15 protein-coding genes are annotated in these 18,210 nt (G+C 71.8%); 14 read left to right on the top strand and 1 reads right to left on the bottom strand.

Translation table 11 applies throughout. The features are described from left to right. Positions 1–41 precede the first annotated feature (41 nt). Positions 42–1,388 (bottom strand): beta-ketoacyl synthase N-terminal-like domain-containing protein, encoded by a 1,347-nt coding sequence (locus STRVI_RS17905; RefSeq protein WP_014057079.1) that lies wholly within the window; start codon positions 1,386–1,388, stop codon positions 42–44. 522 nt (positions 1,389–1,910) lie between these two features. On the opposite strand from STRVI_RS17905, the gene STRVI_RS17900 reads away from it, so the two are divergent. From STRVI_RS17900 to STRVI_RS17830, 14 genes are all read left to right on the top strand, one after another. Beyond that, on the top strand, positions 1,911–2,402 hold the full coding sequence (locus STRVI_RS17900; protein WP_014057078.1) for an Lrp/AsnC family transcriptional regulator: 492 nt from the start codon (positions 1,911–1,913) through the stop codon (positions 2,400–2,402). A gap of 133 nt (positions 2,403–2,535) precedes the next feature. After that, positions 2,536–3,345: a dimethylargininase gene (gene ddaH / locus STRVI_RS17895; protein WP_014057077.1), complete on the top strand. Its 810-nt coding sequence runs from the start codon at positions 2,536–2,538 to the stop codon at positions 3,343–3,345. Next, positions 3,345–4,607, top strand: coding sequence for an ornithine--oxo-acid transaminase (gene rocD, locus STRVI_RS17890; protein WP_014057076.1), 1,263 nt, complete (start codon positions 3,345–3,347; stop codon positions 4,605–4,607). Before ddaH ends, rocD begins: the two co-directional genes overlap by 1 nt. A 326-nt stretch (positions 4,608–4,933) precedes the next feature. Beyond that, positions 4,934–5,530 carry a membrane protein gene (locus tag STRVI_RS17885; protein ID WP_014057075.1) on the top strand — a complete coding sequence of 199 codons (597 nt, stop codon included), beginning with the start codon at positions 4,934–4,936 and terminating at the stop codon, positions 5,528–5,530. A gap of 78 nt (positions 5,531–5,608) precedes the next feature. Beyond that, positions 5,609–7,969 (top strand): aminodeoxychorismate synthase component I, encoded by a 2,361-nt coding sequence (pabB, locus tag STRVI_RS17880; RefSeq protein ID WP_014057074.1) that lies wholly within the window; start codon positions 5,609–5,611, stop codon positions 7,967–7,969. A gap of 41 nt (positions 7,970–8,010) precedes the next feature. Continuing rightward, positions 8,011–9,357, top strand: a complete 1,347-nt coding sequence (locus STRVI_RS47990; protein WP_435532616.1) for an AMP-binding protein — start codon at positions 8,011–8,013, stop codon at positions 9,355–9,357. 111 nt (positions 9,358–9,468) lie between these two features. Next, positions 9,469–10,311, top strand: a complete 843-nt coding sequence (locus tag STRVI_RS17865; RefSeq protein WP_014057072.1) for an aminotransferase class IV — start codon at positions 9,469–9,471, stop codon at positions 10,309–10,311. After that, entirely contained in the window at positions 10,308–10,805 is a 498-nt protein-coding gene (locus STRVI_RS17860) for a carboxymuconolactone decarboxylase family protein (protein WP_014057071.1), read from the top strand. The genes STRVI_RS17865 and STRVI_RS17860 overlap by 4 nt, the downstream gene beginning before the upstream one ends. 54 nt (positions 10,806–10,859) lie before the next feature. Beyond that, positions 10,860–11,471, top strand: a complete 612-nt coding sequence (locus tag STRVI_RS17855) for an Rv1733c family protein (protein ID WP_014057070.1) — start codon at positions 10,860–10,862, stop codon at positions 11,469–11,471. A 121-nt stretch (positions 11,472–11,592) separates the two neighbouring features. Then, complete coding sequence (locus STRVI_RS17850; RefSeq protein ID WP_014057069.1) at positions 11,593–11,883, top strand: DUF1876 domain-containing protein; 291 nt, start codon at positions 11,593–11,595, stop codon at positions 11,881–11,883. 205 nt (positions 11,884–12,088) lie between these two features. Beyond that, on the top strand, positions 12,089–13,345 hold the full coding sequence (locus tag STRVI_RS17845) for a cellulase-like family protein (RefSeq protein WP_014057068.1): 1,257 nt from the start codon (positions 12,089–12,091) through the stop codon (positions 13,343–13,345). A 175-nt stretch (positions 13,346–13,520) separates the two neighbouring features. After that, positions 13,521–14,918 carry an MFS transporter gene (locus STRVI_RS17840; RefSeq protein WP_014057067.1) on the top strand — a complete coding sequence of 466 codons (1,398 nt, stop codon included), beginning with the start codon at positions 13,521–13,523 and terminating at the stop codon, positions 14,916–14,918. Next, positions 14,909–16,081, top strand: a complete 1,173-nt coding sequence (locus STRVI_RS17835; RefSeq protein WP_014057066.1) for an anhydro-N-acetylmuramic acid kinase — start codon at positions 14,909–14,911, stop codon at positions 16,079–16,081. The genes STRVI_RS17840 and STRVI_RS17835 overlap by 10 nt, the downstream gene beginning before the upstream one ends. Positions 16,082–16,330: 249 nt before the next feature. Continuing rightward, positions 16,331–18,208: a hypothetical protein gene (locus STRVI_RS17830; protein ID WP_251982906.1), complete on the top strand. Its 1,878-nt coding sequence runs from the start codon at positions 16,331–16,333 to the stop codon at positions 18,206–18,208. Positions 18,209–18,210: the final 2 nt, after the last annotated feature.

Raw genomic sequence — 18,210 nt, 5'->3', positions numbered from 1 at the left:
GGGGGGCCGTGGGGTGGAGATCGCCGCGGGGGTGTACGGACTCAGGTGGCGTCCGGGCCGCCCAGCAGCATCGCGTGCTTCACGCCACCGATCTGGTAGTTGAAGCTGAGCGCGTGGTCGAACTCGAGGGGACGGGCGCGGGTGCCGGGGACGGGGTCGAACGAGAGCCCGTCCGCGGGCTGTTCGCAGTTGGCCGTGGGGCACACCTCGCCGAACTCCATCATCATCAGGGTCAGGGCGAGGCCCACGCAGCCGGAGGCCGCTCCGTGGTGGCCGAAGCAACCTTCCTGGGAGGACAGCAGCACGGTGGAGTCGGGGCCGTAGAGCTCGCGGACGGTGTTGGCCTCCATGGCGGTGACGGCGGCACCGCCGTCGCTGGCGCCGTTGATGTACGGCACCTGCTCGATCCGCCATCGGTCACCCAGGCAGAGGCGGACGGCGCGCGCGAGCTGCGCACCGGTGTGGTCGGCGGCCAGCGGATTGGCCAGGCCGTCGCGGGTCATGGCGGCGGCGAGCACCTGACCGTAGAGGTGGGCGCCGCGGCGGGCGGCGTGCGCCCTGCTCTCCAGGATCACGGTGGCGGATCCCTCGCCGTGGTTGATGCAGTCGGCGCGCCGGTCGTAGGGGCGCATGAGGGAGTCGAAGGACGGCAGCAGATCGGGCATTCCGGCGGCGTCCATGCCGTCGTAGGCGTGCTGGGCGCCGCGCAGCAGCCGCTGACCCTTTTCGATCAGGCCGACGTTGAAGACGTCGACACCGGTCACCACCGCGAGGTCGGTCTCGCCGGTCGCGATGAGGCGGCGGGCGTTGCCGATCTGCACGGCGCTGGAGGCGCAGCCGCAGGACACGGTGAAGCAGGGGCCGATGGTCCGGGTCAGCGCGCCCTGGACGACGGCCACGTCGGAGGGGGACACGGCCTGTTCGGCCGCGACGAACATCTCCAGGGCGTCGAGGGTGGTGGCGGAGTCGGGGTCGATGCCGAGCAGGGTGAGATAGCTGTCCACATTGGCGTCCACGCTGCCGCGGCCGACCACCAGGGCCGCCTCGCACAGATCGCCCGCGGCCACGTCGAGTTCGGCGTCGGCGCACGCCTCGACGAGGGAGACCAGGCCGTACCGATGGGCGTTGGTGTAGTGGCGGGAGAAGAAGTCGGGGATGTCGGGGAGTCGCTCCTCGAACTGCCCCGCCGTCAGATGGACCGAGCCGTAGTGGCTGCCGTCCCGACCGAGGACGGTGCGGCCCTGGGAGGCGATGTCCCACACCTGGGCCGCGGTGAAGACGGGTTCGGCGCCGCCCGGCAGGCAGAAGCCGAGGCCCGTGACGACGGCGTCCCGGGGGTTCCCGGCGCCGCCCGGAGCCGGGCGGGAGGGGTGGCGGCTCGGGCTCACAACGCCCTGCTGAATCTGGAAAGAGTCATGATGGTGGTCCCTTTCGCTCACACCGGAGTACGGACCCGCCGGTACGGAGCTTCGCCGAAAGCGCGGTGGCACCGTCGGTGGGCCGGAATCGGTCCACCGGCGAATTCGGCGCGTACGGCGCGGCGTTGGGCGTACTCGAAGCCTTTCCCCGTTGGATGGTGAGTCGCCTCCGTTCGGGAGTCGCTCACCTTTCGGAAAGGACGGGTGGAATAGATGACGGTACGCCCGCGGGGACATGGGCCGGTAGGTGGTATCCGCATCACCGAGGTGGATTCGGCCGGTCCGGCGCACCGCTGTTGTACCCCCGGAGCCCGTGCCGCGCGACCCCTGGAAAGAAGGGGCTCGCGCCCCGGTTCACGCCCCCCTGTTGTGGAATCTTTCTGAAAGAGCGTACAGAAAAAGGCGCCTCAGGCATTCAATGAGTATGGGGCCGTTGGAAAGCACGGAAGAGCCCTTTACCTATGGGGCAAAAACCGTAAAGGACGACAAAAGATGACGTATCCGCCCGCACTGTTCGACGATCTGGACCGCAAGATCGTCGCGGCACTGGTCGAAAACGCCAGGACCAGCTTCACCGAGATCGGCGCCGCGATCGGGCTCTCCGCCTCGGCGGTCAAACGCCGGGTCGACCGGATGCGGGAGACCGATGTGATCACCGGCTTCACCACCACCGTGCGTCCGGCCGCACTCGGCTGGCGGACCGAGGCGTATGTCGAGGTGTACTGCGACAGCGCCGCACCACCCCGGCGTCTCGCGGAGGTCGTGCGCAACTATCCGGAGATCATCGCGGCCATGACGGTGACCGGCGGCGCGGACGCCCTGCTGCATGTGATGGCCACCGATGTGGAGCACTTCGAGGAGGTGCTGGAGCGCATCCGGGCCGAACCGTTCGTCCGCCAGACGATCAGCTACATGGTGCTGTCCCACCTGCTCACAGGCAGTCCGGAGGCCAGTTCGGCGCCACCCGCGACCGCGACGCAATGAACCGCCGCCAGACGGCCTCAGCACGCAGCATCGGTGCGCCTACACGCAGTTTTCCTTTCTTGTCTCCCCTCTCCTCCGTTTTCTACCGTTGATTCATCCCCCCGGTCGCCCGCGGAAGCGAGAGGAATCCTCCGTGTCCCTTACGCGTGTGCCGCGCCCCAGGCGCTTCTTGACCTGTGCCCCCAGATTTTTCGATGTGCGGTATGCCATCAATCCCTGGATGCGCGAGGACACCGAGGTCGATACCGACCTCGCCCGGGCGCAATGGGAGACGCTGATCCGCGCCTACCGCGACCACGGCCATCGGGTCGAATTCATCGAGCCGGTGGCAGGGCTGCCGGACATGGTGTTCGCGGCGAACTCGGCCCTCGTCCTGGAGGGCCGGGTCTTCGGCTCGCGATTCCACGCACCGCAGCGCCGGCCGGAACAACTGGCCTACGAACGGTGGTTCAAGGCGGGCGGTTTCGACGTCCATCCGCCGGAGGCGGTGTGCGAGGGCGAGGGCGACCTGGTGCCGGCCGGGCCCTTCGTCCTGGCGGGCACGGGCTTTCGCACCACCCGGGCGGCCCACCAGGAGGTGCAGGAGTTCTTCGGGGTGCCGACCATCAGCCTGCTGCTGGTGGACCCGTACTTCTACCACCTGGACACCGCGCTCTTCATCCTCGACGACCAGAACATCGCCTACTACCCGGAGGCGTTCTCCCCCGGCAGCCGTGAGGTGCTGGAGCGGCTCTACCCCGACGCGCTGATCGCCACCCGCGACGACGCCATGGCCTTCGGGCTCAACTCCGTCTCCGACGGCCGCCATGTCTTCGTCGCGCCCCGGGCCACCGGCCTCATCGACCAGCTCACCGACCGCGGTTACGTCCCCGTCCCCGTCGACCTGTCGGAACTGCACAAGGCCGGCGGGGGCATCAAGTGCTGCACACAGGAGATCCGCTGATGACCGCCACCACCCCCACCGCCGCCGGTTCCACCGCCGCCGCGGCGGACGGTGTCCGCGCCGCCCGCTCCTCGCGGGAGCTGATCCGCGCCGAGGAGTCCTCGCTCGCGCACAACTACCATCCGCTGCCCGTGGTCGTCGCCCGCGCCGAGGGCACCTGGGTCCGGGACGTCGAGGGCCGCCGCTATCTGGACATGCTGGCCGGCTACTCGGCGCTCAACTTCGGCCACCGCCACCCGGCGCTCATCGAGGCGGCCCACCGCCAGCTCGACCAGCTCACGCTGACCTCACGGGCCTTCCACAACGACCGGCTGGCCGGGTTCGCCGAGGGGGTGGCGGAGCTCACCGGACTCTCCATGGTGCTGCCGATGAACACCGGCGCGGAGGCGGTGGAGAGCGGCATCAAGGTGGCCCGCAAGTGGGCGTACGAGGTGAAGGGCGTCGCCCCGGACCAGGCCACCATCGTGGTGGCGGCCGACAACTTCCACGGCCGTACGACGACGATCGTCGGCTTCTCCAGCGACCCCGTCGCCCGCGACGGCTTCGGCCCGTTCGCCCCCGGCTTCCGCGTCGTGCCGTACAACGACCTCGCGGCGCTGGAGGCCGCCATCGACGAGACCACAGCGGCGGTCCTCATCGAGCCCATCCAGGGCGAGGCGGGCGTCGTCATCCCCGACGACGGCTATCTGCGGGGGGTGCGCGAGCTGACCCGGCGCACCGGGACGCTGTTCATCGCCGACGAGATCCAGTCCGGTCTGGGCCGCACCGGCACCACCCTGGCCGTCGAGCACGAGTCGGTGCTGCCGGATGTGCTGCTGCTCGGCAAGGCGCTGGGCGGCGGCATCGTGCCGGTGTCGGCGGTCGTGGCCGACCGTGCGGTGCTCGGCGTGCTGGGCCCCGGCGAGCACGGCTCCACCTTCGGCGGCAATCCGCTGGCCGCGGCGGTCGGCTCGGCCGTGGTCGACCTGCTGCGCACCGGCGAATTCCAGCGCCGCGCGACCGAGTTGGGCGAGGTTCTGAGGGCCGGGCTGGCCACGCTGACCGGCAAGGGGGTCGTGGGCTACCGCTGCCGCGGGCTGTGGGCGGGCGTCGATGTGGACCCCGCCCTCGGCACCGGGCGCGAGGTGAGCGAGCGGCTGATGGCCGAGGGAATCCTGGTCAAGGACACCCATGGGTCGACGATCCGGCTGGCACCGCCGCTGACCATCACCCGTGAGGAGCTGGAGGGGGCCCTGGCCGCGCTGGAGAAGGTGCTCGGCTGAGCGATTGATCGAAAGCGACGAGGAGCGCCGGGCCGCAGTACGTTTCATACGGCCCGGCGCTTCGTCATGTTCAATCCGCGCGCGGAATCTTTTTCAGCGGCCCAGTAGTGGTGCCGCGAGAACCCCGTATCGCAGATAACGCCCAGGTCACGACGGCCTTTTCGGGTTTTTATGTACGTTGTTGAGCATCCCACTGTTCCCGATCGCACGCTGTGGAACACTTCCTGTCATCTCGCCGGGTGGACCTGACGGGAAGTTGACAGTTCTCGCAGGTCGGCACGGTGGAGAAGGCAAACGTCATGGTGCGGAAAGGAGTTGCGGCTGGAGTGGACAGCGAGCCGCTCACGGTGACTGCCGCATACCGGGTGGACCCCGGCCGCGAAAGCGAGTTCTATGCCTGGGCGATCGAGATACTCAATGCCGCGGCACGCCTTCCGGGATATCTCGGAGGCGGGGTCATGGGATCCGGTTCGGCCGCCTCGGAGTGGCATGTCCCCTACCGGTTCGAGGCGGAAGGCCCGGCACGGGCATGGGATTCCTCGCTGGAACGTGCGCGATTGGCATCCCTGACCGGGCCCTTCGTCCAGGAAAAGAGAACACAGCGCACCTCGGGACTGGAGAACTGGTTCAAGGGGCCGGTGCGGCCGCTGCCGCCACCGCCCAAATGGAAGCTGTGGCTGGTGAATCTGAGCGCGGTGTTCCCTCCGGTCCTCATCTTCAATGTGCTGGTGATCCCGTTCATCAAGGACACCAATTTCCTGCTGCGGACCCTGGCTCTGTGTCTTGGTGTGACCGCGATGGTGACCTGGCTGGTCATGCCACGGCTGCAGCGGATTCTGAAGAAGTGGCTCTACCCGCCGCTTCAGCCGATACGAGGACGTCACAGGCGGATGGCGGCCGACGGCCCACGCGCTCGCCGGTAGGTGAGCGACGCGCCACGGCCCGGCGACCGGGGCGGGTGATCCCCGGCCGGTTTTCTCATCGCAAGGAGGCAAATCCGGATGGAATCGCTGAGGACACTCCTCGTCGATCATCACGACTCGTACACGTACAACCTCTTTCATCTGCTGACCGAGGTCAACGGCGAGGAACCGGAGGTGCTTCTCCATGACGCGCCGGAATGCGCGGACATCGATCTGAACGCGTTCGACAACATCGTGCTCTCCCCCGGCGCCGGGCATCCGGCCGATCCGCGGGACTTCGGCGCCACCGCCCGGCTGATCGAGCGGTCGACCATTCCGGTGCTGGGGGTGTGCCTGGGGCACCAGGGAATCGCGCTCGGCGCCCAGGCGCGGGTGGTGCCCGCGCCCGAACCGAAGCACGGGCATCTGTCCCGCATCAAACACGGCGGGCGCGGGCTGTTCCGCGGTCTGCCGCAGGACTTCACGGCCGTTCGCTATCACTCGCTGTGCGTGGCCGAGCCGCTGCCGCTGGGGCTGCAGGGCATCGCCTGGTCCGAGGACGGTGTGCTGATGGGGGTGCGACACCGGGCCCGTCCGCTGTGGGGCGTCCAGTTCCACCCGGAGTCGGTGCTGACCGGATACGGCCACCGTATGCTCGGCAACTTCCGCGATCTGACCATCGAGCACGCCAACGGCGAGTCGGTGACCTCGACCGTGGCCCCCGCCCCCGCCTCCACCTCCACCTCCACCTCCACCGAGGAGCCGCGCCGCGCCCGTGCCGCGGCGGAACCTGCCGCGGGGCCTGCCGCCGGGCCGGGCTCCCCGCAGGCCCCCGAGGCGGACCCCCGAGCGGAACTGGCCCGTCTCGACCCCGACCCGGGCGCCCCGGCGCAGTCGCCCCCGGAAGGCCCCGCCTACCGGCTGCACGCCCGGTGGCTGGCCGATGCCACCGACACCGAGGCGGCCTTCACCCGGCTGTACGCGAAGGCGCCGCACGCGTTCTGGCTCGACAGCTCGCGCGTCGAGTCCGGCGAGGCGCGCTTCTCCTTCCTCGGGGACGGCACCGGTCCGCTCGCCGAGTTCGTCCGCTACGACACGGACACGGACGTCTGCGAGGTCGAGCGGGCGGGACGGCCCGCCGTCCGGGTCGAGGGCAGCGTCTTCGACTACCTCAAACGGGAACTGGCCCGCCGCCGGGTGACCGCCCCCGGTCTCCCCTTCGACTTCACCGGCGGCTATGTGGGCTACTTCGGGTACGAGCTCAAGGCCGACTGCGGCGCCCCGGGTCGCCACAGGTCCGCCACTCCGGATGCCTGCTGGCTCTTCGCCGACCGGTTCGTCGCGGTCGACCACCAGGAGGGCGTCACCTACATCTGCTGCCTCACCGAGGACACCTCCGACGGCCACCGGGAGGCGAAGGACTGGCTGGACACCACCGTGACGGTGCTCAGCGGGGTGCCGACGCTCACCGGCCCCGCCCCGCAGCCGCCCGCCCTCACCACCACGGCCGCCGTGGAGCCCTGGCTGGTGCGGGACCGGGAGCGGTATCTGGCCTCGATCGAGGCGTGTCTGCGGGAGCTGCGCGCCGGGGTGAGCTATGAGATCTGCCTGACCAACGCCGCCTGGCTGCCCGCCCCGAGCGATAGTTACGCCTTCTACCGGGCCCTGCGGCGGTTCAACCCGGCGCCGTACGCCGCCTATCTGCGGTTCGGCGGCACCGATGTGGCCTGCGCCTCCCCCGAACGCTTTCTGCGCATCACTCCCGACGGCACCGCCGAGGCCAAGCCGATCAAGGGCACCGCCCCGCGCGGCCGGGACCCGGAGCAGGACGCGCGGGCGCTCGCCGCCCTCGCCTCCAGCCCCAAGGCCCGCGCCGAGAACCTGATGATCGTGGACCTGCTCCGCAACGATCTGGGGCGGGTGTGTGCACCGGGCAGCGTGTATGTGCCGCGCCTGATGAACACCGAGACCTACGCCACCGTCCACCAACTGGTCTCCACCGTGCGCGGCCGGCTGCGCCAGGAGACGACCTCCGTCGACTGCGTCCGGGCCTGCTTCCCGGGCGGCTCCATGACCGGCGCCCCCAAGCTGCGCACGCTGGAGATCATCGACTCGCTGGAGACCGAGGCCCGGGGTGTCTACTCGGGGGCGCTCGGCTACCTGAGCTGCAACGGCGCGGCCGACCTCAACATCGTCATCCGCACCGCTGTGTTCACCGGCGGCCGGATGCACATCGGCGCGGGCGGCGCCATCGTGCTCGATTCCGATCCGGCCGAGGAGTACGAGGAAATGCTGCTGAAGACCGCCGCCACCATGCGTGCCTACGAGGCCGTGGAGCCCGTCCCCGCCGGTGAGCCCGCCGGGGAGATCGCCGGGGAGCCCGCCGGGGAAATCGACGACCTGCTCGTGGCCGCCGCCACTGCGTCACCGGCCCCTGCGGCGAAGGAGCCCGGCCGGTGACCGCCCTGTCGGTACCCACCGTTTCGACGGCCGCCGTTTCGATGCCCACACCGCCCATGCCCACCGGCCCCACGGTCTCCGCCAATGTGGCCGCGCATCTCGCGGCGCTCGCGGACCGCCGCGGCTGGTCCGGCCGGGCCGCCTTCTTCGAGGGCCACCGGGTCTGGACCCACGGCGAGGTCCACGACCGCGCCGAGCGCGCCGCCACCGTGCTGGCGGGCCGGGGGGTGGCGGCCGGCGACCGGGTGCTGCTCGCGTTACCCGACGGCGTCATGTGGGTGACCGCGTTTCTGGCCACCGCCCGGCTGGGCGCGACGGCGGTGCTGGTCAATCCCGCGCTCACCGCCGACGACCACCGCTTCATGGCCGAGGACTCGCGCGCCGCGCTGGCCGTCTCGGGCCCCGATCTCCAGGACCACTTCGAGGGCGTCCCCTGGCTCGGCGGCGACCAGCTCTCGGCCCTGACCGGCCCGCCCGCCACCCCGGCCCCGGCGGCCCCGGCCCCGGCGGCGGAACCGGTGACGGCCGCCACTCCGCTGTACCTCCAGTACACCTCCAGGACCACCGGCCGCCCCAAGGCGGTGGCCCACAGCCATGGCGATATGGCCGCCTATCACGATCTGGTCGGGCAGGAGGTGCTGGACATCGGCCCGGCGGACGTGTCGTTCTCGGTGTCCAAGCTGTTCTACGCCTACGCCTACGGCCTCGGGAACGCCTTCGCCTTCCCCCTCTTCTCGGGGTCGGCCGCCGTGCTCACCGCGGACCGCCCCGGACCGGCCCTCATCGACGGCCTCGTGGCCCGGCACCGGGTGACCCTGCTGTACTCGGTACCGTCCTCGTACGCCGCCCTGGTGGACGAGCGCGGCACCGGCGATCTGCAGTGCCGGGCGGACGACCCGCCGGAGTCCTTCGGCACCGAGAAGGCGGTGCGCCGCTGGCTGCCCCGGCTGGTGGGCGAGGACTGCGCCCACCGGGTGCTGTGGGTGTCGCGGTACCACTTCCTGCGCAAGGTCGCCGGGTCGTTCGCCGATCCGTCGGGACGGGTGCTGCTGGCGGGTGAGGCCGCTCATCTGTTCCCGCCCTTCGGCGCCCGCGGGATGAACAGCGGGATCGCGGGCGCCGTCGCGGCGGCCGAGGCGGTGTCCGCGGCATGCTCCGAGCCGTCGCGGGGACCCGCGGCGGTGGCCGGGTACGCCGCCGCCCGCCGGAGCGCGGCCCTGCACAACAGCGAGGCCGCCGGGGCGGCCCTGGACCATCTGCGGCCCCGGCCGTGGAAGCGAGCGGCCCAGCGGGCGGCGGCGACGCTGGCCCCGGTGGTCCCCCGCTGCGGGGAGTGGCTGGAACGCGCTCCTTACGGCCCCCGGGGCGGCCCGGCGCGCGGCTATTGACCGGCATTCCAGCGAGCGGGGCCAGGAATCCGGCCGGACAGCACTCATCGGATACCGGAAAACACCGGAAGCAGCTTCGGACAGCATCGGGACGGAGACGTGGAAGCGGACATGGTCGCTGCACAGAACATCGGTCACGCCGACGCGTCGGAGAAGAAGCAGTGGACGCTGATGTGGCGCGAGGACGGCGGGCTGATGCCCTCCCGGGCGGTGCCGGACGCCGCACTGCTGGCCGCCGATTCCTGGCTGGTCGACGACGGACGGGTGCGCGGGCTCGACCACCATCGCCGCCGGTTCGTCGCCGCGTGCGTCGAGGCGTCCGGCGACTCCTGCGCCCGGATCGAGAGCTTCTGGCGCGAGGCGATCGCCGCCCTGCCCCGTACCGAGCGCTGGTTCCCGCGGGTCGAGCTGGCCGGTCCGGAGCCGGCCCGGCTGTTCCTGCGGATACGCCCGGCGCCGCCGCGGACGGCCAATGTGACCGTTTGCCTGACCGAGGAGTTCGATCCGCGGTCGTATCCCCGTCGTAAGGGCCCCGACCTCCCCCTGCTGGCGCATCTGCGCGAGCGGGCCGCCGCCCGGGGCGCGCAGGAGCTGATGCTCACCACGCCCTCCGGACTGGTGCTGGAGGGGACGACGGCGAGCGTTCTGTGGTGGGAGGACGACGTCCTGTGTCTGCCGCCCCCGGGGCTTCCGCTGCTGGCGGGCGTGACCGCGGCGCTGATCCAGGACCGGGCGGCCGAGCTGGGCGTCCGCACCGAGCACCGCAACCGCACCGTCCAGGAGCTGGACGGCCGTGAGGTGTGGCTGGTCAACGCGGTGCACGGAATCCGTCCGGTGACCGCCTGGCTGGGCCGTCCGCTGCGGGCGGGCCCGGCGCTGCGCGCCGCCTCCTGGCAGTCCTGGCTCGACGGCGCTTCCGATCCCCTGGTTTCGACGAACGGAGTTCACCGATGACGACGACCACCCCGGACCGCACCACCGCCCGGCTGGATCTGAAGGGCCTCGCCCCCGAGGTCTCCGCCGCGATGGGCGAGCTGCACCGGGCGGCGCTGCGGGCGGCCCAGGCGGCGGGGGTCGAGCCCGGGCTGCTGGAGCTGGTGCGCATCCGCGCCTCGCAGCTCAACGGCTGCGCCTTCTGCCTGGACATGCACACCAAGGACGCCCGTGCCCAGGGCGAGACCGAGCAGCGGATCCACACCCTCGGCGCCTGGCGGGAGACCCCGTTCTTCACCGAGCGGGAGCGGGCCGCGCTCGCGCTGGCCGAGGCGGTGACCTCCGTCCAGGACGGCCAGGTGCCGGACGAGGTCTACGCGGCGGCCCGCGAGGTGTTCGACGAACCGCAGATGACGGCGGTGATCTGGGCCGCCGTCGTGATCAACGCCTACAACCGCACGGCGATCAGCGCACGGATGGTGCCCGGCGCCTATCAGCCCGCCCCGCGCTCCTGACCCCGACACCGGTGCGAGAGCGCGCCGGTGTCAGCACTCGCTGGAGGCCAGACCATGAACACCCACGGACCGCGACGCGTATTCGGGCCGCGTCCGCCCCTGCCCGGGCGTCCGGCCAGGGGTCCCAATCCGCTGCGCCGCCGGACGGACCGGATCCAGACCTGGTGCACGGTGCTGTTCGTGCTGATCCTGGCGGTCGGGCTGCCGGCCGCCTCGATCAGTGCGGGGCACGCGGCGCACGCCTCCCAGATGCGCGTCGTGGCCGCCGAGACCTCGACGCGGCACCAGATCACCGCGCGGCTCGCCGAGGCCCCGCCCGGGCCGGACCACACCGATGTGCGGGAGCCACGGCAGGCGCGGGTGCGCTGGGTCGCCGATGACGGTGAGCGCCATACGGGCACCGCCACGGTGTCGGGCGGCGGCTCGGGGGGCGAGGTGCGGGTCTGGGTGAACCGCGAGGGCGCCCTGGCGCAGGCGCCCTCCTCCCCGGCGACCGCGCGGACCATGGGCTGGTTCACCGGCTGTGTCACCGCGGCGGCGGTGGCCGCGGTCGCGTTCACGGGGCGGGCCCGGGTCCGGCGGGCCCTGGACCGCAGGCGGTACGCGCGATGGGAGGCAGAGTGGAAGGTGGTGGAACCCGCGTGGTCCGGCCGGAACCGCCGCTGAGCGGGGCTCCGGTCGCCGCCGCGGGATGCGCGGCCGCCAGAAACGGCCACAGGCCGCCAGAAAAGCAGCCACAGCCGCCAGAAGCCATCAGAGGCGGCCGCCAGAAGATGAGGAGCAGACCATGTCGCACACAGTGGAGTGGAGGGTCCATCTCTACCTCTCCGAGGACGAGGGGCGGACCATGGCGCGCGTCGAGCTGGACACCGGGTCCGCGGCGCTCACCGGCCGGGGACTGGCCCGGTGCAACCCGGACGACGAGGACGTGCCCGTGATCGGCGATGAGCTCGCCGCCGCGCGGGCGCTCAGCGACCTGGGGCAGCAGTTGGTGCACGCCGCCGAGCGGGACCTGGAGAGCGTGGGCGCGCCCCCGGCCTCGCGAAGGCCGCGGCCCGGCTACGGCTGGATCGCCTGAGGAGTCGGCCACGACCGTAGTACGGACCTCAGGAGCGAGGTCCGGTGGGCGCTGACGGCCTCGGCGAAGGCTGGAGGAACGGAGCGGAAAACCAACCGCACCAGCGCCGGCCATTATTTATGAATACATCTTGACAGCCCGTTTGGCACCCCCGGACGATGAACCGATCTCTCATCGCCGAGCCGCCGACCGCGGGGAGCCCCCTGTGACGCTGTCGCCGCATCTGCCGGACAAACTGACCATCTCGCTGTGGGACTTCAGCTGGTACACCCGCACCGGCCCGGGCGAGCCCTTCGCCGATCTCGACCGCGCCTTCGAGGAGGCCGTGACCCGCGGCTACAACACCGTGCGCATCTGCGCCATGCCGTTCCTGCTCTTCGGCTCCCGGCTCGACACGGGCAAGCTGCGGCCCTCGGGCCTGGGCGGGGCGTACGGGCAGCGGATGCGCTGGTACGACGTGGGCGGCGGGGGCGAGATCGACGGACGGGCCTGGCTGCGCGAACTGTTCGAGGCGGCCCTGCGCCATGACTGCTTCGTCATCCTCTCGAGCTGGGAGTACCAGCAGAGCCCGTCGTTCGGCGAGGACCGCGCCTGGTTCGACGCGCTGATGGCCGTCGATCCCGAGCGGCGCCCCGAGGCGCTCGCGGACGCGCTGGCCGATCTGATCGACTTCCTGGTGATCCACGGCCTGGACGACCGGATCGCCTTCACCGAGCTGCACAACGAGGTCCAGGGCAGCCGGCTCACCGAGGGGCTGGAGGGCCAGGACAAGGTCGTCGCCCTGCGGCCGCGGCTGGAGCGGGGCATCGCCCGCTTCAAGGAGCGCCACCCCAACCGGCCCGTCACGGTCAACTACGCCAAGGTGCCGGTCGGTTCGCTGCGCGGGGTCCCCCGCGAGGTGGATGTGGCGGTCTTCCACCCCTACGTCTACGGGGTGCTGGACGAGCTCCTGGCCACCTTCGCCATCCGCGACCGGGGCCGACCCTTCGCCCAGGAGCCGGTCCGCCGGGAGCTGCTGCGCCCCGGCGCCCCCGATCTGGCCGACTGGACTCCTCCGCCCGGCGATCTGTGGCGGCTGGAGGCCACCACGGTCGGCCCCCGGGAGATCTACGTCCACGACTGGTGCGACCCCGACCGCTGGGACGCCTGGCTGTACGACCGCTACGCCATGCACCGTCTGGCGATGGAGCAGCGGCTGACCACCTGGATCGAGGCGGCCGCGGACTGGGCGGCCGGGAGCGGGGTCCCACTGGTCTTCGGCGAGGGCTGGATCGGCTACACCCCGCTGCACGGGACCTTCGAGGAGGGGCCGGTGGGGGCCGCGTTCTGCCGCCGCGCCGTCGAGGAGTCGGCGCGGGTGGGGGCGTGGGGCGCGGTGGTGTGCTCCAACGCGGCGCCCCAGCACCCGATGTGGCAGGACATCGCGCTGCAGCGGGAGTGCAACGCGGTGCTGCGCGGCTGACGCGCCCGGCCGTCGGCGGCTCCGGTGACGATGACGCACGTCATGAGGGCAGGCGTTCGGCCGGTTCTGCGGGGCACTCGCGCGCCACTGGAGCCGCGCTCGCACCGGTAGCGGCCGCCCCCAACGGGTACGCACATCACGTTCCCCTTGGCGGTGACGGCGAAAGGGCCCGAATGTGACGACGTCCCCAGCGGATCCGAGAGAGCGTGCCGCCGGGCGGGCCCCGCGCCGTGCGCTGGTGGCCGGTTCGGTCGGCAACTTCATCGAGTGGTACGAGTTCGGTGTCTACGGCTTCTTCGCGACGATCATCGCGGCGAACTTCTTCACCCCGCACGGCGGCAACGAGCTCGAGGGCCTGGTCAAGACCTATGCCTCCTTCGGTATCGCGTTCTTCTTCCGCCCCATCGGCGCCGCCGTCTTCGGCCGGATCGGCGACCGGATCGGCCGCCGTCCCACGCTGATCCTGGTGCTGCTGCTGATGACCGGCGCCACCACGCTCATCGGGGTGCTGCCCACGTACGACACGCTGGGCGCGGCCGCGCCCTGGCTGCTCACCCTGTTGCGGATCCTCCAGGGGCTGTCCGCGGGCGGGGAGTTCGGCGGTGCGGTGTCGATCATGACGGAGTTCGCGCCACCGGGCCGGCGTGGGCTCTACGGGGCGTGGCAGTCGTTCACCGTGGCGCTGGGGCTGCTGGCCGGGGCCGGTGTGGCGGCGCTGCTGGCCACGGTGCTGAGCGAGGAGTCGCTGGGCGACTGGGGATGGCGGTTGCCGTTCCTGGCGACCCTGCCGATCGGGCTGGTCGCCCTGTGGCTGCGGCTGAGGCTGGAGGAGACCCCGTTCTTCCGTGCGGCGGCGGACGGGGAGACCGGCACCGCGCCGGGCCCCGGGGCACCGTCCGCCGGACCGGAGCGGGTGGCGGACCCGCGTGAGATGGCCGGGGCCATCGTCATGGGGGCCGCGCGCATCATGGGCTGGGCGGCGGCCGGTTACACCTTCCTGGTCGTCATGCCGTCGTATCTCCAGGCCACCTTGAACGCCACCTTCCAGCAGGCGCTGGTCGCCACCGTGGTGGCCAACGCGGGCTTCGCGCTCTCCATCCTCCCCGCGGGCCTGCTCAGCGACCGGATCGGGCGGCGGCCGGTGATGCTGACCGGGGCCGCGCTGGTGGCGGTGCTGGCCTTCCCGCTGCTCAATGTGTTGCAGGAGCCGGGCAGTTCGGCGTGGGTCCAGGGAGCGGCGGTCTTCGTCGCGGGCGTGGTGGTGGGCCTGATGGCGGGTCCTGGGCCGGCCATGCTCGCCGAGATGTTCCCGACCCGGGTCCGCTACACGGGCCTTGGACTGGCCTACGCGCTGTCCAACGCCGTGTTCTCCGGATGCGCGGGGCTCATCATCACCGAGGTGATCAAGCACACCGGCGAGGTCGACATCCCGGCCTACTACGTGACGGTGACCTGCGCCATCAGCGTGCTCGCGCTGTTCACCCTGCGCGGGGAGGACCACCGCGGCGCGCTGCCGGGGGTGGCGCGGGCGAGGAAGGCCGCCGAGACCGAGGAGGAGACACCATGCGCGTGATCGGTCTGATGTCGGGCACGTCCCATGACGCGGTCGACGCCGCGGCAGCCGATCTGGTGCTCGACGGCGACACCGTGGTGCTGGCCCCGCTGGGGCTGGTCCGCGAGGCGTATCCGGAGGCGCTGCGGTCGGCGCTGAGCGCCGCGCTGCCCCCGGCGGCCACCACCATGAAGGCGGTGTGCGCGCTCGACACCCGTATCGGCCAGGCGTTCGCCTCGCTCGCGGCCCGCGCCGACCGGGAGCTGTGCGAGGGCCGCGCGGACCTCATCGGCTCCCACGGTCAGACGGTGTACCACTGGGCCGAGGGCGGGCGGGTGCACGGGACGCTGCAGCTCGGCCAGCCCGCCTGGATCGCCGAGGCCACCGGCTGCCCGGTCGTCTCCGATCTGCGCACCCGTGATGTGGCCGCGGGCGGCCAGGGCGCTCCCCTGGTCAGCCTGGTGGACGCCCTGTGGCTGCACGGGCGGCCCGGTGTGTGCGCCGCCCTGAACCTGGGCGGGATCGCCAACATCACGGTGGTGTCGAGCGCCGGCGATCCGCTGGCCTTCGACACCGGCCCGGCGAACGCGCTCATCGACGCGGCAGTGGGTGATCTGACGGGCGGCCGGCTGGACCATGACGCGGACGGCGCGATGGCGGCGCGCGGCACCGTCCACGAGCCGCTGCTGGAGCGGCTGCTGGCCGAGCCGTACTATGCGCTGCCCGCGCCCAAGACGACCGGCAAGGAGCTGTTCCACGGGTCCTATCTGCGGGCGGCCCTGGCCGCCGCGGGCCCGGTGCCGGACGATGACGTGGTCGCCACCGTCACCGAACTGACGGCCCGTACCGTCGCCGACGCGGTGCGGTCGGTGCACTCCACCGAGGTGATCGCCTCGGGCGGCGGCACCCGCAACCCCACCCTGATGGGGGCGTTGCGCCGGGCGCTGGGCACCATCGCGCTGCGGACCTCCGATGAACTCGGCCTTCCGGCGGCGGCGAAGGAGGCGTACGCCTTCGCCGTCCTCGCCTTTCTGACCGCCCATGGGCTGGCCGGTACGGCACCGAGCTGCACCGGTGCCCGCCATGCCAGCGTGCTGGGGTCGATCACCCCGGGGCGCCGCGGCCTCACCCTGCCCGCACCGGGCCGGCCGGCGCCCACCCGGCTGGAGATCTTCCGCCGCTGAGCGGGCGGCGGCGCGTGGCCGGTAAAGGGGATGTCGGCATCGGCCGCACCCGGGGTACGTTGGGAACGGTCGGCTATAGAAGGGGCGAACGTGGGTAAAGACCCCACGAGTTGCCGACGGGGGGCCGACGGGGGGACGGGGCACGTGGCGGAATCCGGAATGGGTGTGGGCTTAAGAGGCCGCAGCGGGATCATCAGTCTGGTCGGAGAATGTCTCAGGCTGGGTCCCACGGACGAGCGGCCGGTGATCATGCTTCTGGGGCCGCGCGGCAGTGGGGCCAGCGAGGCCCATGGCGCGCTGATGGAGAAGTTCGGGCCCGAGACGCCGTTCGCGTATATCAATCTCGGCGGTGAGCAGTCGCTGCTGCCGCGGTACACGCTGGCGCTGCTCGCCCGCCAGCTGGAGCGCAAGCTTCCGCGCTACCGCCGCTCCTACTTCCCGCGGCTCACCCTCGGTCTGCTCGCCTCGGACCACCAGCTACGGATGACGAGCCTCGCGGAGGGGCGGCGCAACATCCGGCGGGAGCTGGACGCGTTCCAGGAGCGGGCGGAGGCGCGTTACGGCGACTATCTCGCCGCCTTCTTCGAGGTGGCCGGAGGCGCCGTGGGCGCCCCCGACGGCGCCTCCACAGCGGCGCTCGCGCTGCTGCGGGACGCGCTGCGGCGTGGCCGGAGGCGGCTGCCGGGCCGCAAGTTCACCAGCAGCGCCGCCTGGTACGGCGGCCATCCGCTGCTGCAGAGCCGGGATCCGTGGGAGGCGCTGGTCGAGCTCAACCTGTGGCGCCACGACGGGGACGAGGACGATCAGGAGCGGCTGGACCGGGTGCTGTTCTCGGCCCTGCTGGAGGACATGCGCGGCAATGTGCGCCACTCGTTCATGCCCCGCTCCTATCTGCTGCTGCTCGACAACTCCCATACGGAGTACGGCCGTCGCTTCCTCGATCTGCTGATCCGGACCCGCCATGACGCCGCCGTGGTGGCGGGCACCGACTGCGATCCGCTCACCGTCGTGGCCAGCTCCAACCGGTGGCTGCCCCGCTGGGGCTCGGCCACCGGCGATCAGTGGCCCTGGCAGCTGCGCGGCCCCGACCGGGCCTCCCTCACGGACTGGACGGAGCACCGGCCGGGCCGGGACAGCGATGACACCTGGTGGTATCCGCTGCGGCTGCGCGATCTCAATCTGGACGAGGTGCGCATCCGGATCGAGCTGGAGCTGCGCCACCACCCCGACCTCGCGCCGTTCACCCGGCTCGCGCCCTTCATCCACCGGCTGACCGCGGGGCTCCCCCGGGCGGTCAGCCAGGTCCTCGAGCTGTTCCGGCATTCGACCGTGCCCACCGAGGACGGCGCCGAGCAGGACCGCTGGCTGCGCACCCTGCCGGACCGTACGCCACGGGAGGGCGAGGACACCCGGACGCTGGTGGAGGCCGCCCTGGACCATCTGCTGCGCGGTTTCGACCCCATGCAGCGGGCGGCACTGGAGGAGTCCGCCGCGGCGCGAGATCTGTCCATCGGCACCCGGCTGCTGGGCTCGGGCGACTCGCTGTTCGGCGAGGTCCGCGGCCGCTGGCTGCTGCACAGCCCGGGCACGGTGACCCCGGCCCTCCACCCCTGGCCGCGGCGGCTGTTGCTGTGGCGGCTGGCAGCGCGTCCGGACGACTGGGACGCGGTGCACGAGCTGCTGGCCGAGCACTTCAGGTCCGAGGGCCGCACCGTCCAGGAGATGTACCACCGGCTGGCGGCGGAGCGGATCGACGAGGTGACCGGGTATCTGGTGGCGCGCTTCCCGGCGGTGCCCGCGGCGCAGTGGATCAGCGAGTTCGACACGATCACGGCCGCCCCCAACCGGCTGGGCCAGGCCGGCGGACCGCTGGAGCTGCTCGCCGGCCTCGCCCCGGAGGAGCCCCCGGAGGCGGTCACCACCGCCTCGGTGATCCGGGAGCTGATCACGGTGCGCTGGGTGTGGAGCGATCCGCTGGCCGACCCCGGAATGCGGCTGAACAACATGATCGCCGACGGGTTCAACCAGCTCTCACGACTGCGGAGGAACGACATCGTGGCCCTGTTCAACGAGGCGGAGCGGTACCGCCACTGGCGCCATCCGCTGACGCGCGCGGGCGAGGGGTGAGA

This window comes from Streptomyces violaceusniger Tu 4113, assembly GCF_000147815.2.
GTDB classification, from domain to species: domain Bacteria; phylum Actinomycetota; class Actinomycetes; order Streptomycetales; family Streptomycetaceae; genus Streptomyces; species Streptomyces violaceusniger_A.
Note: the sequence above shows the minus strand (reverse complement) of the source record. Positions and strands in the feature narration are given on the sequence as shown.

Bases quoted from the DNA above. Each gene is read 5' to 3' on its own strand.
- STRVI_RS17900 (WP_014057078.1), top strand. From the start codon at position 1,911: ATGACGTATCCGCCCGCACTGTTCGACGATCTGGACCGCAAGATCGTC.
- rocD (WP_014057076.1), top strand. From the start codon at position 3,345: ATGACCGCCACCACCCCCACCGCCGCCGGTTCCACCGCCGCCGCGGCG.
- pabB (WP_014057074.1), top strand. From the start codon at position 5,609: ATGGAATCGCTGAGGACACTCCTCGTCGATCATCACGACTCGTACACG.
- STRVI_RS47990 (WP_435532616.1), top strand. From the start codon at position 8,011: ATGCCCACACCGCCCATGCCCACCGGCCCCACGGTCTCCGCCAATGTG.
- STRVI_RS17865 (WP_014057072.1), top strand. From the start codon at position 9,469: ATGGTCGCTGCACAGAACATCGGTCACGCCGACGCGTCGGAGAAGAAG.
- STRVI_RS17860 (WP_014057071.1), top strand. From the start codon at position 10,308: ATGACGACGACCACCCCGGACCGCACCACCGCCCGGCTGGATCTGAAG.
- STRVI_RS17855 (WP_014057070.1), top strand. From the start codon at position 10,860: ATGAACACCCACGGACCGCGACGCGTATTCGGGCCGCGTCCGCCCCTG.
- STRVI_RS17850 (WP_014057069.1), top strand. From the start codon at position 11,593: ATGTCGCACACAGTGGAGTGGAGGGTCCATCTCTACCTCTCCGAGGAC.
- STRVI_RS17835 (WP_014057066.1), top strand. From the start codon at position 14,909: ATGCGCGTGATCGGTCTGATGTCGGGCACGTCCCATGACGCGGTCGAC.
- STRVI_RS17830 (WP_251982906.1), top strand. From the start codon at position 16,331: ATGCTTCTGGGGCCGCGCGGCAGTGGGGCCAGCGAGGCCCATGGCGCG.